The following is a 15013-nucleotide window of genomic DNA, read 5'->3' as shown; positions in this document are numbered from 1 at the left end:
TCGACCCGCAGGTGCTCAGATGGGGAGCTTGCGGAAGATGGGTCGCGGAATGTGTCGCAGGACCATCATCACGTACCGGAACGCACCCGGCGCCCATACCAGTTCCTTGCCCTTGGCCGATGCCGTGACCGCCAACTCGGCGACGTACTCCTTGTCCACAGTGAACGGCGCTTCCTTGGTACCCGTGGCCTTCCAGTGTTCGACAGTCGTCGTGGTGCGCACCTGACCGGGCCGGATCACCAGCACCCGAACCCCGAACTCCCGCAACGCCTCTCCGAGGCCGAGGTAGAAGCCGTCGAGTCCGGCCTTGGTGGAACCGTAAACGAAGTTGGACCGCCGAACCCGTTCGCCGGCCGCCGAACTCATCGCGATGATCCGCCCGAAACCCTGCGCCTTCATCCTCTCGCCGAGCAGTACACCCACCGAAACAGCGGCGGTGTAATTGATCTCGGCGATCTGCACGGCCTTGCGCTGGTTCTGCCACAGCTCCTCGGCGTCGCCCAGCAGGCCGAAGGCCACGATTGCGACATCGACGTCTCTTGGGGTGGCGCCTCCGCGCCAAGCCTCGTCGATGACCTTCGGATGGCTGTCGGTGTCGGTTCCGTCGAAGTCGATCCAGTCCACGGACTTCGCGCCCGCAGCCTTTATCTGTGCGATGGCGTCGTCGCGCTTCGGGTGGTTGGGCAGATCGGCCAGCACGACGCGGGCAGCCGCATTGCGCAGGTAGCGCTCGCAGATCGCGAGTCCGATCTCGGACGTCCCGCCTAGAAGCAGGATGGTCTGCGGATTACCGGTGGCGTCGAACACCATCTACAGGAGCTCCAAACGTCGGGCCATGTCCGAGGCAAAGATGCCGTCGGGATCGACCTTGCGGCGCACGGCGATCCACTCGTCGATGCGCGGGTACATGGCGTGGAAGGTCTCGGCGGTGGTACGTGAGTCTTTTGCGGTGTAGAGCCGGCCGCCGAATTCGAGGACGCGACCGTCGAGCTCGTTGAGGAACTCGTTGAGGCCAGGTCCGATCTGGAAGTCGACGCACACGTTCCAGCCGGGAATCGGGAAGCTCAGCGGCGCATTATTGCCGGGCCCGAACAGCTTGAACACGTTGAGGAACGAGTAGTGCCCGGAGCGCTGGATGTCGACCATGATGCTCTTGAACGTCTCGACAGCCTCGGTGGGCACGACGAACTGATACTGAACGAATCCGCCTGAGCCATAGGCCCTGTTCCACTCGCCGACCATGTCGAGCGGATGGTAGAACTGCGTCAGGTTCTGGGCCTTGCCGCGGTAGGTCTTACCCGTGCGGTACCAGAGTTCGGTCATCGCACCGAAGATGAGCTTGTTGCCGAGGCCGTTGGGGAAGATATCGGGTGCGGTGAAGTATTGCGGCGCATCGAATTTCAGTGGATCGGCCTGCAGCTTCTTGGGAAGCTGCTCGACGGTGGCCAGAGAGCCGCGGGAGATCACCGCGCGGCCCAGCTTCGGCGGAGCGCTGATGGCGTCGAACCAGGCGCTCGAATAGGTGTAGTTCGACTCGCTGCCGTCGCTGTGGAAGGCGATCGTCTCGTCGAGGCCGGAGGTGACGTCGCCGTCGGCGATGAAGTACGCGGTTTCGGTCGGCGTCATCTCGATCGTGACGCGGACGATGATTCCGGTCAGCCCGTTGCCGCCGACGGTCGCCCAGAACACCTCGGAGTCGGCGCCGTCGGGTGTGAGGTGGCGGATCTCGCCGTCGGCGGTGAGCAGATCCATCGACCGCACGTGATTGCCGAAGCTGCCCGCGCTGTGGTGGTTCTTGCCGTGGATGTCGCAGGCGATGGCCCCACCGACGGTGACCTGGCGGGTGCCTGGCAGCACGGGGACCCAGAGGCCGAGCGGCAGGGCGGCGCGCATGAGCTGGTCGAGGTTCACGCCCGCGTCGACGTCGACGAGGTGGCTTTCACGGTCGACCGAGTGGATCTTGTTCAGCGCGGTCATGTCGACGACAAGGCCGCCGCCGTTCTGGGCGTTGTCGCCGTAGGACCGTCCCAATCCCCGCGCGATGACGCCGCGCGAGCGGCCGTCGGCCGCCTGAGCGACCGCCTTGGCGATCAGCTCCTGGTCCGGGGTGGACAGCACCGCGGCCACCGACGGGGCGGTTCTACCCCAGCCGGTCAGGCGTCGTGCGGTGGTCGGAAACATCGTGACGAGGGTACCGTGCGGTGCCTTCGGCTCATCGCAGCCGGAAAATGACCGCCCGCTGCACGACGAAGTTGATGACGGTCGCGGTGCCCTGGGCGATGACGAACGCGACGACCACAGCGGTCGGTGTGTAGTCGAGTAGCCGCAGGAAGAAGTGGTTGAGGCCGACCTGCACGACGAAGGTCGTGATGTAAAGGCCCCAGACGGCGGCCATCCTTGCGGTGCTGGGCGGCGCCTGGAAGGTCCAGCGTCGGTTGAGTAGGTATGCGGTGGTGGTGCCTGCGATCCAGCCGATGACCTTGGCCAGGTCGGGTTGCATGCCCGCAAACCGGTAGAGCAGGACGTAGAGCCCGAAGTCGACGATGGCCGAGAATCCGCCGGTGACGACGAACCGCCATATCTGCGTCATCAGACTCAGGTTCGGCTGCATCGGGGGCTCGGTCACCCGGGCAGCCTACTCAGGAGGCCTCTGGGGTGGGTTCATCCGCTGATGGAGGACGACCTCGACCTGGAATCAACGAGCAGAACCCGTTCGAGGATCCGAAGCGCTACGGCGCGGGTCGCCAAATGGATCCGGGAACATTGGGAACTCATCGCGATCGCGGTACTCATGGTGTTGGGTGCCTCGCTGACGAAGCTCGCGCGTCTTCCCCGCAATGAATGAGCCCGCGCCGGATTGGATGGGCCCGCTCTTCTTGGCGCTGCCCTGTACGGCAGTCGCGATCTATTTCGTTGTGCGGTTCGTCAAATCTCGGCGCTGAGCTTTGAAACACTTCTCCGGTGTTCTCGGAGACGCGGTACGCGCTGAATGGGGACTTGCGGGTCGCCTATCGCGCGTCGCCCGCGGGTGAGCGCGACATCGTGTTCGTGTCGAACTGGTTCACATGCTGTGAGCTCTTCCCGGAGCTGCCGTCGACTCAGGGGTGGGTTGAGGCGATGACATCGCTCGGCCGGTTGATCTTCTTCGATCAGCCAGGCACCGGTGCATCCGATCCCGTCACCGCCGAAGCGCTGCCGACGTTGGAGCAATGGGCCGACAGCATCACCGCGGTGCTCGACGACCTCGGGAGTCGCGAAGCATTTCTCGTCACGTATCCGGGCGCGATCGCCACAGCGGCGCTGTTCGCCGGCACGCATCCGTCGCGCACCGCTGGGCTGGTCGTGCTCAACGGCCACGTGGATCCGCCGGATCGAACGGCGGCGCAAGGCGAAGCCATCGACACGTTGGTCGCCACGTGGGGCACCGGCGAGTTGCAACACCTGGTCAATCCGGACATGCCGTGGAATGAGGAGATCCGGGCTGCGTGGGCACGAGAGGAACGCCTGACGGCGAGCCCACGAACTGTGGCGTTGATGTTGCCGCTGACCACAGGATTGAGCGCACGCGAGATTCTGCCCAGCGTCCGCGTTCCCACGCTTGTCATCCAATACACCGACGACCCGTTGTCCGCACCGGAAGGCGGCCGGTTCGTCGCCGACCGCATCGATGGCGCGAAATATGTTGAGCTGCCGGGCCGCAACACGTACCACTTCGTCGAACCATGGCGCGAGTCCTTCAAAGAGATCGCGGAATTCCTCACTGGCGAACGGGCCGATGTGGCCGATGATCGGGTGCTGGCGACGGTGTTGTTCACCGACATCGTTGAGTCGACGCGCCGGGCGGCGGAGTTGGGCGACCGTGACTGGCATGCCTTGCTTGACGCCCACGACGCCGTTGTGCGGGCACAACTCGCGCGGTTCCGTGGCCGTGAGGTGAACACGTCCGGTGACGGCTTCCTGGCGATGTTCGACGGCCCGCAGCGGGCGATCCGCTGCGCCATGGCCATTCGCGATGCAGTGCAGGCGTTAGGCATCGAGGTGCGCGCCGGATTGCATACCGGTGAGTGCGAGGTGCGCGGCGAAGACATCGGCGGCATCGGTGTTCACATCGGTGCACGCGTAGCCGCTCTGGCCAGAGCGAATGATGTGCTCGTGTCCAGCACACTGCGCGACCTGGTTATCGGGTCGGGCCTCGAGTTCGAGGACCGCGGCGCCCATGAGTTGAGGGGCGTGCCCGGTGAGTGGAAGCTCTTCGCCGTCGCATCGACGTAGTTCGGTCCGTCAGAAGGGCGGCGGGAAAAGGCTTCGGCGCAATCATCTCCGAGATACCCGATCAGTTGCCTATTGCGAGCACGCTCAGTGCTGATGCGGCCGTTTCAGCGGTGGACAGGATCACCGGTGCGGTGGGTCGACACAGCGACGGGAACAGCCCGTAGTTGCCCGGTCGCATCAGATGAGTTCGGCCGTGCGGGTCGGTCCACACCACGGTGCCGCCGGGTACCCGAATTGCGAAAGGACGTTCTCGTGGCGACGCACAGTTGGCGGGCAGGGTTCGCCTTTTCCGAGGCCAATCAAGCGTCCAGCTTCTCGCCCAACGGTCCGTAGCCCGTTGGTGGTTCCCTTCGTATGCATGACGGACTCGAACCGACACTGGACGGATTTTAAGTGGGCACATTGCGGACTCGGGAGGCGATCACGGGGTTCGGCACGAACCAACAGCGACTCCCGCGACCCGACGCGATATAAGCGATGACTTCGATCATTCGCTCCATGTTCTTCGATATCGCAGGCGTTGGGCAGTCGAACGTAATGGGCCAACGAGCCTCGACACAGACCGTGCGTACTAGTGGAGTTGTTTATCGACGTGCCTTCAATCGCGGTCGCTGGCACGAACTCAACCTGCTGGTTCTCGCCCGCGACACTCTGTACCTGATCGGGGTCAAGCACTAAAGCGAATTCCTGCGCGGCAACGACCACCTGTGGCGGCGCGCCGAGGCACCGCCAGCCCCACGCGGCGCCATCCCCTACGTCCAGGAACTGGTATTCCTCCACCACCCGCAATTCGTGTCCGAGCTGTCGTACAGTTCCGCCATCGACCTGTACGACCCGGACGACAGGAAGAACGCCTCACATCTCCCAGGCATCTCCGAGCGCGAATGCTTGCCCCACCGATGCGCCCGCCGTGTCCGAGGAGGGCGGTCTGCTGATCGCTGAGCTGGCGAAGGTGATCGGCCAGGCCACCGGCGCCGCGGTCGCGCCGGACGACTACCGGTAAAGCGACTACCGGCAGTCATTCGATCGGGGAAGCCGCAGCAATCGTCGCGGGCTTCTTCGTTGGGTTTGCGGGTGCGATGCTGTACGTCGTGCGATCTTTGGCGATGTTGATTCGTTCGTTCTCTTCAGTGCGGGCCTGCTGACTGTCTGGTGAGGAGCTGGCGTGACGGGAGCACAGCTGACGACGGCAGTCCTCGTGGTCCTCCTCGCATCGATCATGGCGACGGTGATCGTTCTGACGCGCGGGCGGGCGCGCCGATGGGCGGCCGTGGTCCTATTACTGTGTGCCGTGGCGTCGATCGCGTCATGGACGCGCAACGGTTCATTTCAGGACATCTACGTCGATGCGGATCTCAACGCGACGAGCCCATCTCGGACGAAGGTTCACCAGAACCGCCCATTCCACTTTCATGAGTTCGTCCACTACTACCTCGGGCCGAAGTACTTCCGTGAGATTGGCTACCTCGCGCTCTACGACTGTTTGACACTGGCCGATCGGGAGATCGCCGCCGAAGAACACCATCCGCCGCGCATCACGGGGCCCGTCCGCGATCTTGCCGACATTCTCACCGACAAGACCGACGAGGAGAGCATGGCTCAATGCCGTGCCGGCGCGCGTGCACGATTCTCCGACTCACGGTGGGCTTCGTTCAAGGACGACGTGCGCGAGCTCGCCCGTCTGGCCGAGGACCGCCGCTGGAATGCCGTGATCTTCGACGCCGGCTACAACGCGCCGCCGAGCAGCCTCGTGCTCAGCCAGCCGCTGACGAATTGGATTCCGATTCGAGCGGGCCCGTGGCCGACGTATCTCGTCGCGACGGGGATCGATCTCATCCTCCTCGTCGTCTGCTTCTTGATGATGCGGGTGGGATTCGGAAACATCACCGCCCTCGTCTTCGTGACGTTCTTCGGCGCGAGCTTCGTCTCGGACTATTCGTGGAATGGTGGGTCCGTTCTCCGCTTCATGTGGGTCGTCGCGCTTGTCCTCGGAATCGTCGCCCTGAAAAAGGAACGATGGGCCCTTGCTGGGGTTCTGTTCGGGTTGGCCACGTGCGATCGGCTCTTCCCCGTCGCCTTCGCGGTCGCCGCGATGGTTCCCCTCGCCGTGCGTGCACGTCGCTCAGCCGAGTACCGAGCGGTGCTGCGCACGTTCGCGCTCTACTTCGGCGGGATCGTCGTTCTGTTTGTCTTGGCGAGCATCATCATGTTCGGGGTGTCCGAATGGAATGTCTTTTTCATGCGCATCGGCCGACATGACGACGTCTATCACCCGCTCAGTTTGGGCCTGAAGAAGGTCCTGACGTTTCGCGACTGGGTTCCCTTTCAGAATTTCCACGGCCACGAGGGAAACGACCGGTACCGGATGTGGAATCTGGCGCTGCGCGAGACCTGGGTGTCGATGCGCCCGATCGTGGTGCCGCTTCAGGCAGTGGTTGCCGCGGCGACGGTATGGGCGGCGTCGAGGCGTCGTCCCTACGAGGCCGCGCTCCTCGGCGGCGTCGTGTTCATGTTCACGTTCAGTCTGCCGTCGAACTACTACTACTGCATTCTCGCGCTAATTCCCGCGCTAGCCCTTCGCGCGGCCGCGACGGCACGCACCGTCGAGCAGCGATGGCGCGACTTCGCGGTCTACGTGTTCTTTGCGCTGTTCTGGACGTTCACATTCCTGGCTCCGACGCTTCCCGGCGACGACATCACGTCCAACCATCGGATCTCGATGGCGCTGTTTGCGTTCGTGCTCGTCTGGACCGCCCTCTGGTCCGACTTTCGGCCTTCCCGTATCTGGAGCTTTCTCCCCGAAAAAGGAGTGCCTGGTCGCCGGTCCGTCGCCTCGTCTTGATCCGGCGGACACATTCGAAGCGTGTGCAACCGGGCGGTTCACCTTGGTGGCCGGGCGCGCTGACAATCGCGCTCTGGCGACGCTCCACATGTGGAGCCGCGCCGCAAATCCGGAGAGCTGCACGTAGACGCCTTGAGCAATCCGCAGACGTGCTGATGCCGCGGTTGATGGGGATCGCGCTCGGCGGCCATGTTCCTGAACACGTGGCGCTCTCTGCCGTCACCGTTGCCTTGGCCCGAGGGGGATGATTATGAAATCGACTGTGGGAGTGAAGATCACGGCCCAAACCACGAGAGGACGGCGGTGCTCGAACGATGGCCGGCTTTTGATTCATCTTGAAGAGTTCTGGGTTCGATCCGACCACGCCGGGCAACCACCTTCGGCCCATCGATTGGCCGACTCCTCGCCTCAAGTGCGGTCAATCATTTCGGCGCGTTCGTCGTCGAACAGGGCGTAGCGGGAGTGGTCGTCTACTCAGCAAAAGGGCTCGGTGTGAGTGGCCTCGGGAAGCCGTCAGTGGGTGAAGTCAGGTCGCCGGGGTCGAGAGCAGGGCGAAGTCGGATCAGCAACCGATTCTGATCTCGAATGCATGGATGGGCACTATGTTTGATCAATCAAGCAATAGTGTGGGCGAACTGACGCCAATGTCGAGACGCCGATGCCCGACTACATGCGGAAACGGAATCGGCGGACGCGTAAATGGGTGCCGCGAACGTGCAGAACTCAACTTATTGGTGTTGGGTAGTATCGCGCCTGTTGACATGGTTTGCAGCAAAGTCCTAGCCTAGTGCCAGCGTCACTAACAAAGGCCCCAACCCGTCGGGAGGTGGCGGCCGAGGTGCGTTCGTCGTGTTGAAAGGTCAGGTTTGTCGGTCGACTTCGGGCTGGGCACAGGCAGCGGGTGTTTGTCCAGCCGCTCCCGCGTCTCGCGTCCTTTGCAGTTCGCGCCAAGTCGCGGGCAGATTGCCTGCGAAGACAAGAAGTCAACTACTCGTGCTTTGAGCGGCTGCCGACCTTAGGTTGCAGTCGTAAGCCGCAAATCGAACTCACCAATGCGCAGGGGTGCACCAGGCAGAAGGAGCGACGTGAGTAGCAAAAGCGAAAAGGACCAGAATTCCTTGGAGCAGCATGTTCCAGCACCAACTGAGGAGCCATCGCACACTCGGCGCGCGGTTGGAGCCGCGCTGTTCGCCGGCGGTTTAGCGCTGACAGGTGGCGCGCTTTTCTCGGTTCCTGACGAGTCCCCGCAGTTCTCGCTCACGGCGGCATGCCCCGAAACAACAGGCTCCAGCAGCGGCACAGCAGGCTCCACCGGCGAAACAACAGGCTCCAGCAGCGGCACAGCAGGCTCCACCGGCGAAACAACAGGCTCCAGCAGCGGCACAGCGGGTTCCAGCAGCGGCACAGCGGGTTCCAGCAGCGGCACAGCAGGCTCCAGCGGCCTGGCGACTAAGCTTGGCCCGAGCGGACTGTTCGACACCACCGGCCGTTTTGTGCGGATTGAATATGTCGCTGACGAATGCGGCACAACGAGCGGTGCGAGTGGTTCGTCGGGTTCCAGCAGCGGCACAGCAGGCTCCACCGGCGAAACAACAGGCTCCAGCAGCGGCACAGCAGGCTCCAGCAGCGGCACAGCAGGCTCCACCGGCGAAACAACAGGCTCCAGCAGCGGCACAGCAGGCTCCACCGGCGAAACAACAGGCTCCAGCAGCGGCACAGCAGGCTCCAGCAGCGGCACAGCAGGCTCCACCGGCGAAACAACAGGCTCCAGCAGCGGCACAGCAGGCTCCAGCAGCGGCACAGCAGGCTCCACCGGCGAAACAACAGGCTCCAGCAGCGGCACAGCAGGCTCCACCGGCGAAACAACAGGCTCCAGCAGCGGCACAGCAGGCTCCAGCAGCGGCACAGCAGGCTCCACCGGCGAAACAACAGGCTCCAGCAGCGGCACAGCGGGTTCCAGCAGCGGCACAGCAGGCTCCAGCAGCGGCACAGCGGGCTCCAGCAGCGGCACAGCAGGTTCCAGCAGCGGCACAGCGGGCTCCAGCAGCGGCACAGCAGGTTCCAGCAGCGGCACAGCAGGTTCCAGCGGTAGTGCGGAGCCTGGCGCATTGGTTACCTTCATTCAGAATGTGTGGACTCAATTCACCATGACCATCAGCGGCCTCGTCACCGCCTTTTTGGGATTGTTCATTGGCGCCCAGCGCAGCGGTTCAAGCAGCGGTGGCCGGCCGTGGTGGCAGTTCTGGTAAGCCACTGAGATGCGACGTTTTGCTCGCTGGGCCGTCAACCACACCAAGTCGGCGGCTCGGCAACAATTCGATCGCTCGATGTTCGGTCAAGCGGTAATCAGCGGACTGGTAGCGGTAATCCTGCTCATTGGCGTGGCGTGGAACCTGCCGGAGTCGGCAATCAAACGCGCTCTCCTGCCGGTGCTGGCGCCGGTGGCGCAGAGCGTGGGTCTTGAGCAGGTTTGGAAGATGTATGCGCCGGACGTCATCCGTCAACTTGAGTACACCGAAGTGCAAGTGACCATGGACGACGGCACGACACGAAAGTGGGTAAATCCCAGTGGGGACAAGTTGATTGGCCCGTTCGCGTGGTATCACTGGCAAAAGCTCAAGGAGAACATTCCGCGCGATCCGGCGATGCAACCCGACCTGGCTCATTGGGTGGTGCGCGAATTGACAGATCCGTCTGAGACTCCTGTCCGCGTCCAGATCATCATGCGCACAGAGCAATTGCCACCACCGGGCGTACGCCATGAGAGGATAGTCGGCGCAGAGACGCTGTATGACGAGCACTTGATTGGCCGGCCATGACCAATCCGCTGCGTCTTTCCGATATGTCCGACGCTTGGCGGACATTCTGGTTCCGACCCGAACCCACCTACACCCTGGGACTCGTCCGCATCGCCTTCGGCGCGCTGGTGATCGCCTGGTCTCTGTCCCTACTTACCGGTCTATACGAATTCTTTGGGGCCGATGGGGTGTCGCATCCTGGCGACGTGGGCCCCTACCGCTGGAGTGTGTTCGAGATATGGACTAGCGGAAAGGTTCTGCTGATCGGTTGGGTGATCTTGCTACTTGCCGCGATCGCCTTGACAATCGGTTGGCACAGCAGGATCGCGTCGATCGTCGTCTTCATCCTCATCCTCTCGTTCGACCGACGAAATCCCACCGTGTTCAACTCCGGCGACATGCTCATTCGCATCGAGGCCCTGTTCCTCGCGTTGTCCCCTTGCGGCGCTGCGCTCTCGCTAGACCAACGCCGAAGAATGGGAGACTTCTGGTCGGCACAGGTACGACCGCGCTGGCCGATTCGGCTGTTGCAGTGCCAAGTTTCACTGATTTACCTCGCTACGGTAAATGCAAAGTTGTCCGGCATCACCTGGCCGCAAGGCACGGCAGTGTCCTACGCGCTACGTCTCGAGGACATGGTGTTACTGCCTGTGCCCGACTTCATCCGGCTTAATGCTCTGCTGATGAACGCCGCAACGTGGGGCACCCTCGTTCTGGAGTTCGCAATCGCGATTCTGGTGTGGAACCGCGCGGTGCGGCCATGGGTCTTGGCCGCCGGAATCCTGATGCATACCGGGATCATGGTGACCATGGCCGTCGGCTTCTTCACCCTGGCGGTGTTCGTCCTCTACATAGCCTTTATCCCGCCCGAAACGGTGGGACGGCTTGTCGGCAAACTGCGTCGCTCCGGCGAAGGGCCTTACAGCGCCGCTCCCGAAACAGACGGACAACCTGTGGTTTCGGTACCAGTCGACAAGCTGCCGGCAGGGGATGGCGCGTCGAGCGAAAGTAGCTCCATCCGATCGCTGTTCGGTCAACGGCTTAGGCCGGCATCAACTCCACCTCGGCGAGCGCCACCGCGTCGTCGCGCTCGGGCGCGATGATCACAGCCTGGGAGCTGTCGCCCACTTTCCAGATGCTCGCGCTCGCTAATAATTGAGAAACTCGATATGGCGGGTTACGCGTGTGCCCGTCAGGATGGTGAACTTTCCATCCCACCGTGCAAGATCGCTGCCAGATCTCCGCAGTCGTTGCGGACGTTCGGCCGCGGCGGGCCATCAAGGGCGCGCCCCAAAGACCGCTCATCGTGTCGCGAAGTCGCTGCACCAGCTTCCTGCTCGACTCGTTGCTGACCCGAGGGTCTCGGCGAGACGAATCGGAGTCGCACGTACTTCGATTGGGGCGAGTCTAGGGTCAGCCTTCGACACATCTCGGCGTGTCGCGCTGGTTGTCTTTGCGCTACCACGTCGGACCCGCCGCGCGCCGCGACGACGCCGCGACGAGCGAAGTCCTCAACCGATCCATTCGCCGTGAGAGCGCGCCTACCTGGCCTTCCTCGGTGCCCGGAGTTGGACTCGAACCGACACTGTGCGGATTTTAAGTCTGTCGAAAACCGCCACCATTGAGGCCGCCCGTGCAGTTCGCACGCGAGATCGGGGACATGCACTCTCGCGTGAAAGGGAGGGGCCGTTTCCGGGACCAATGGCGCAGATGGGGTGACCTAGGTCTGCAGACCGGCGGCGATCCACCTCCTAGCGTTGAGCGCGAGAGGTGCCGGGATCTCGGAAAGAAGACCGTGCCGCGACCGGGCACCTACGAAACCTCGGAGATGGCGAAATGACAATGGCCCCAAATACTTCCGGAATCCTGGTCGGTGTCGACGGCTCGGAGTTCTCCCACACCGCGGTACGGTGGGCGGTGCGTGAAGCCGCGATGCGTCGCGAAGACCTCACGCTTATGACGGTCGCCGAGCGCCATGGAGGGCCCGTCACTTACGACACTGAGACGATGCTGACTTCGCGCTTGGCACAGCACGGCGAGGGCGACCGGATACTCGCCGCCGCGCGACAGATCGTCGACGACGAGCGCGGCGATCGCAGGCGGGGCAAAGTGGATACCGAGTTCCTATTCGCCCATCCGCTGGCCACCCTCATCGATGCGTCCAAGGACATGCGGCTTGTGGTGGTCGGCGACCGCGGTATGACCGCAATGGACCGACTGACGCTTGGCTCCGTCAGTAGCGGACTGGTCCGCCACGCCCACTGCCCGGTGGCGGTGATCCGCAAGCAGCACCCCGAGCCGGACGTACACGCACCGATCCTGCTCGGCATCGACGGCTCACCGACATCGGAGTTGGCCACCGCGATCGCCTTTGACGAGGCATCGCACCGGCGAGCACCGCTGATCGCAATGCACGCCTGGGCGCATTCCTTCACGTCGGGGGCCCACCTCAACTGGACGATCGACGAGCAGAAAGGCGACGAGGCACTGAGCGAGCGCCTGGCGGGCTGGCAGGAAAATTACCCGGATGTACAAGTGAAGCCCACCGTGATCCACGACGATGCCGGCCGTTGGTTGGTCAACCACTCCGCTACGGCACAGCTCATCATCGTGGGAAGCCACGGCCGGGGCGGATTCGCCGGAATGCTGCTCGGATCAGTCAGCTCGGCGGTCGTGCACGCGGCCGAAGTGCCCGTGATCGTGGCCCGCAAGTCGTGACGAGCCGATACAGGGGAGGCGGCTCAGCGGTTGTCAGGAGAGTTGCGGATCATCTGATGGTCAGAAGCAGCTACTTGTGGCAGCGATTGCGCGAAGTAGGCCAGCACGCTGCGCGACAGACCGCGGCGCGCACGAGTTGAGGAAAGTGCCCGGTCAATGGAGTCTGTTCGCCGTCGCCTCGACGTAGTTCGGCCCTGTCAGAAGGGCGGTGGGTCGTCGTTCGCCGGTGGTCTGGGTCTTGCCGAGAAACAGGATTCGGGCCAATCATTTCCGCGATCTTCGATCAGTTCCCGGTTCCGGGCGCGTTGGGTGGTGAGGTGTTGGGCGCGGTTTTGTGCGCGGGTGTGTCGCCGGCGGGGCATGGTCAGCCCGCATGCCGGCTGACGTGCGGCGGCTGCGGCCTTGTCTGCGGTGGTCAGGATCACTGGTGCGGTCGGTCGACACAGTGACGGGAACAGCCCGTAGCTGCCCGGTCGGGTCAGCTGTGTTTGGCCGTGCGGGTCGGTCCACACCACGGTGCCGTCGGGTCGTTGTTCATCGCGCCAGCCGCACCGGCCGGCCCAAAACGTTTTGAGCAGATGGTGTTGTCGGCACAGGCTTTTCAGGTTCGACGCGCAGGTCGGCCCGACCGGGTAGGCGATCGTATGATCAAGATCGCAGATATCAGCGGGTCGTGAACAGCCCGGAAACCGGCACGTCATATCCCGACACCGGACGAACCGATCCAACTTCGCTGACGGCCGGTACCGCGTCTCGGGTGGCGCGTCACCGGGGTGCACGATGTAGCAGATGGTGGCGCCTGCGGCGATCTTGGCGGCCAACAACGGCGCCGGGATCACCGGCCCGCCGATCATCACCGCCGGCGGTGTGGCGGCCGGGCCGGTGAGCGGCGGGCACACCGCCAACTGGGCCAGCGTCATCTCCCGCTGCGGTGTGGTCGGCTTGTCGGGGTCGGCCCCGTCCAGCACCACCGCGGTGTCGTCGGCCAGGGTCTTCTCCTCGGCGATCACATTGATCACCACCGCGTTGGGCTGCGCCCCGGCCGCCGCGCAGTCCCCGGCTCCGCACAGACACGCCAGATAATCCACACCGTGGCCCAACGCGCCCAAGGCGTCGGCGCGGCGCTGCTCGAGGGTGCGCGGATCACCGTCACACACCCCGCGCGCCAGCGCCTCCAGCCGCGCGTCGAGCGCGGCGGCGTCGTGATCGAACAGCATCGCCTCGATCGTGGCGGTGCCACTGCCGTCGCAGTGCGTGTCCACATGGCGGCCGCGGGCGTGCAGCTCCATGCGGCGCACCGCCAACGGGTCATAGCGCTGCACCCAGTCATCGATGGCCTGTTCCACCTTGGCTTGCGACAACGCCCCCCACTCGGGCACCGCAGCGGCCAACTCGACATCGATTTTGTCCTGCACCTCAGGCTCGCTGACCAGCGCGGTGCGCGAGACGATCGTCGACACCATCCGCAAACTGATCCGACCGCTGCGAAAAACTTCCTCGATTCGCGGTAGCCGCTCGCGCAGCTCCATCGCGATCATCAACTGATGCGAGGCCACCCCCAGCGACACCTCATGGCACGCCGCCACCTCCGCGGCCACAGCGTTCCAGTTATCCAGACACCACTGCTCGCGCTCGGCCGAGCCGTCGGCAGACCAGCGGGCCTCCAACACATCAGCGATCGCCGCGAGCCGCCGCGCGCACGCCGCGTTCTCCACCCGCGCCCACGCACCCACCGCCACACCCCGACCAGCGGAGCCAGCTGCGGTCACAAGATCATCGAACATGCTTTCGAAACTACTCGCGCCACACGACCCAATCGGCCGACGATGACCAGGTCAACCCATACCTGTGGATGAAATTACGACTGTGGATAACCTCAGCGGGCCACGCGTTCCAGGCGTATAAGCGGGATCTTACGATCGCCCGCCCTGCCTTCGTAATCGCCATAACCGGCGTACATGTCCAGCGCTAGATTCCACGCTCGGTCCCGCTCGGCGGCGTCAGTGACCTCCGACGCCGTGTACATCCCGCTGCGCGAACCCGCGAGCACCTCGGCCTTCGGGTTGGCCAGTAGGTTCCGGTACCACGCCGGGTGTGACGTCTTGCCGTAGTTCGATGCGATGAGGATCAGATGGTCGCCGTCGGCGATGTACAAGAGCGGCAGCGTCCGCGGCTGACCCGTCTTGGCGCCGGTGGTGGTCAGCAACATGACTGGTACCGGGTACACCGAGCTGACCCGTCCGCCCGTCAACCGGAGCAGCGGCGGATCAAGGCGCGGCGCGATTTTCTTCATGTACCAGTCGCCGATCGGCGTTCGCGCGACCTTCTCCAGCGTGCGTTCGTACACGCCCATATGCCGACGCTGCCCGGGACTCATAGCCGA

General features: G+C 63.8%; 12 protein-coding genes. 5 read left to right on the top strand and 7 right to left on the bottom strand.

The window, feature by feature from the left end; all coding sequences use genetic code 11:
• Positions 1–15: 15 nt before the first annotated feature.
• From C6A82_RS25475 to C6A82_RS25465, 3 genes are read right to left on the bottom strand one after another with little or no spacing between them, the layout of a single operon-like run.
• Complete coding sequence (locus tag C6A82_RS25475) at positions 16–810, bottom strand: decaprenylphospho-beta-D-erythro-pentofuranosid-2-ulose 2-reductase (RefSeq protein WP_105345971.1); 795 nt, start codon at positions 808–810, stop codon at positions 16–18.
• Positions 811–2181 (bottom strand): FAD-binding oxidoreductase, encoded by a 1371-nt coding sequence (locus C6A82_RS25470; RefSeq protein ID WP_105345969.1) that lies wholly within the window; start codon positions 2179–2181, stop codon positions 811–813.
• Between the two features lie 31 nt (positions 2182–2212).
• On the bottom strand, positions 2213–2611 hold the full coding sequence (locus C6A82_RS25465) for a GtrA family protein (RefSeq protein ID WP_105345982.1): 399 nt from the start codon (positions 2609–2611) through the stop codon (positions 2213–2215).
• Between the two features lie 350 nt (positions 2612–2961).
• Here C6A82_RS25465 and C6A82_RS25460 point away from each other — a divergent pair, with 350 nt between their 5' ends.
• Positions 2962–4272, top strand: a complete 1311-nt coding sequence (locus tag C6A82_RS25460) for an adenylate/guanylate cyclase domain-containing protein (protein ID WP_105345967.1) — start codon at positions 2962–2964, stop codon at positions 4270–4272.
• Positions 4273–4333: 61 nt separating this feature from the next.
• On the opposite strand, the gene C6A82_RS25455 is transcribed toward C6A82_RS25460, so the two are convergent.
• The gene (locus tag C6A82_RS25455; RefSeq protein ID WP_158261645.1) at positions 4334–4486 is read right to left on the bottom strand and encodes a hypothetical protein; all 153 of its coding nucleotides are present in this window, start codon (positions 4484–4486) and stop codon (positions 4334–4336) included.
• Between the two features lie 951 nt (positions 4487–5437).
• Between C6A82_RS25455 and C6A82_RS25450 the strand changes: the two genes are divergently transcribed.
• Complete coding sequence (locus C6A82_RS25450; RefSeq protein WP_105345964.1) at positions 5438–7114, top strand: glycosyltransferase 87 family protein; 1677 nt, start codon at positions 5438–5440, stop codon at positions 7112–7114.
• Positions 7115–8129: 1015 nt separating this feature from the next.
• On the opposite strand, the gene C6A82_RS25445 is transcribed toward C6A82_RS25450, so the two are convergent.
• Entirely contained in the window at positions 8130–9188 is a 1059-nt protein-coding gene (locus C6A82_RS25445; protein ID WP_311101536.1) for a hypothetical protein, read from the bottom strand.
• Positions 9189–9372: 184 nt separating this feature from the next.
• Between C6A82_RS25445 and C6A82_RS25440 the strand changes: the two genes are divergently transcribed.
• The 3 genes from C6A82_RS25440 to C6A82_RS25430 all read left to right on the top strand — a co-directional run bounded on the left by C6A82_RS25440 (position 9373) and on the right by C6A82_RS25430 (position 12630).
• Entirely contained in the window at positions 9373–9933 is a 561-nt protein-coding gene (locus tag C6A82_RS25440; RefSeq protein WP_142405998.1) for a hypothetical protein, read from the top strand.
• Positions 9930–11015, top strand: coding sequence for an HTTM domain-containing protein (locus tag C6A82_RS25435; protein ID WP_105346701.1), 1086 nt, complete (start codon positions 9930–9932; stop codon positions 11013–11015). The genes C6A82_RS25440 and C6A82_RS25435 overlap by 4 nt, the downstream gene beginning before the upstream one ends.
• Before the next feature lie 733 nt (positions 11016–11748).
• On the top strand, positions 11749–12630 hold the full coding sequence (locus C6A82_RS25430; RefSeq protein ID WP_105346703.1) for a universal stress protein: 882 nt from the start codon (positions 11749–11751) through the stop codon (positions 12628–12630).
• 197 nt (positions 12631–12827) lie between these two features.
• On the opposite strand, the gene C6A82_RS25425 is transcribed toward C6A82_RS25430, so the two are convergent.
• On the bottom strand, positions 12828–14414 hold the full coding sequence (locus C6A82_RS25425; protein ID WP_105346704.1) for an HNH endonuclease signature motif containing protein: 1587 nt from the start codon (positions 14412–14414) through the stop codon (positions 12828–12830).
• A gap of 92 nt (positions 14415–14506) precedes the next feature.
• On the bottom strand, positions 14507–14983 hold the full coding sequence (locus C6A82_RS25420; protein WP_158261653.1) for a nitroreductase/quinone reductase family protein: 477 nt from the start codon (positions 14981–14983) through the stop codon (positions 14507–14509).
• Positions 14984–15013 lie beyond the last annotated feature (30 nt).

The sequence above is a fragment of the Mycobacterium sp. ITM-2016-00318 genome (assembly GCF_002968285.2).
Taxonomy (GTDB): domain Bacteria; phylum Actinomycetota; class Actinomycetes; order Mycobacteriales; family Mycobacteriaceae; genus Mycobacterium.
This window is presented reverse-complemented; position numbering and strand designations above follow the sequence as displayed.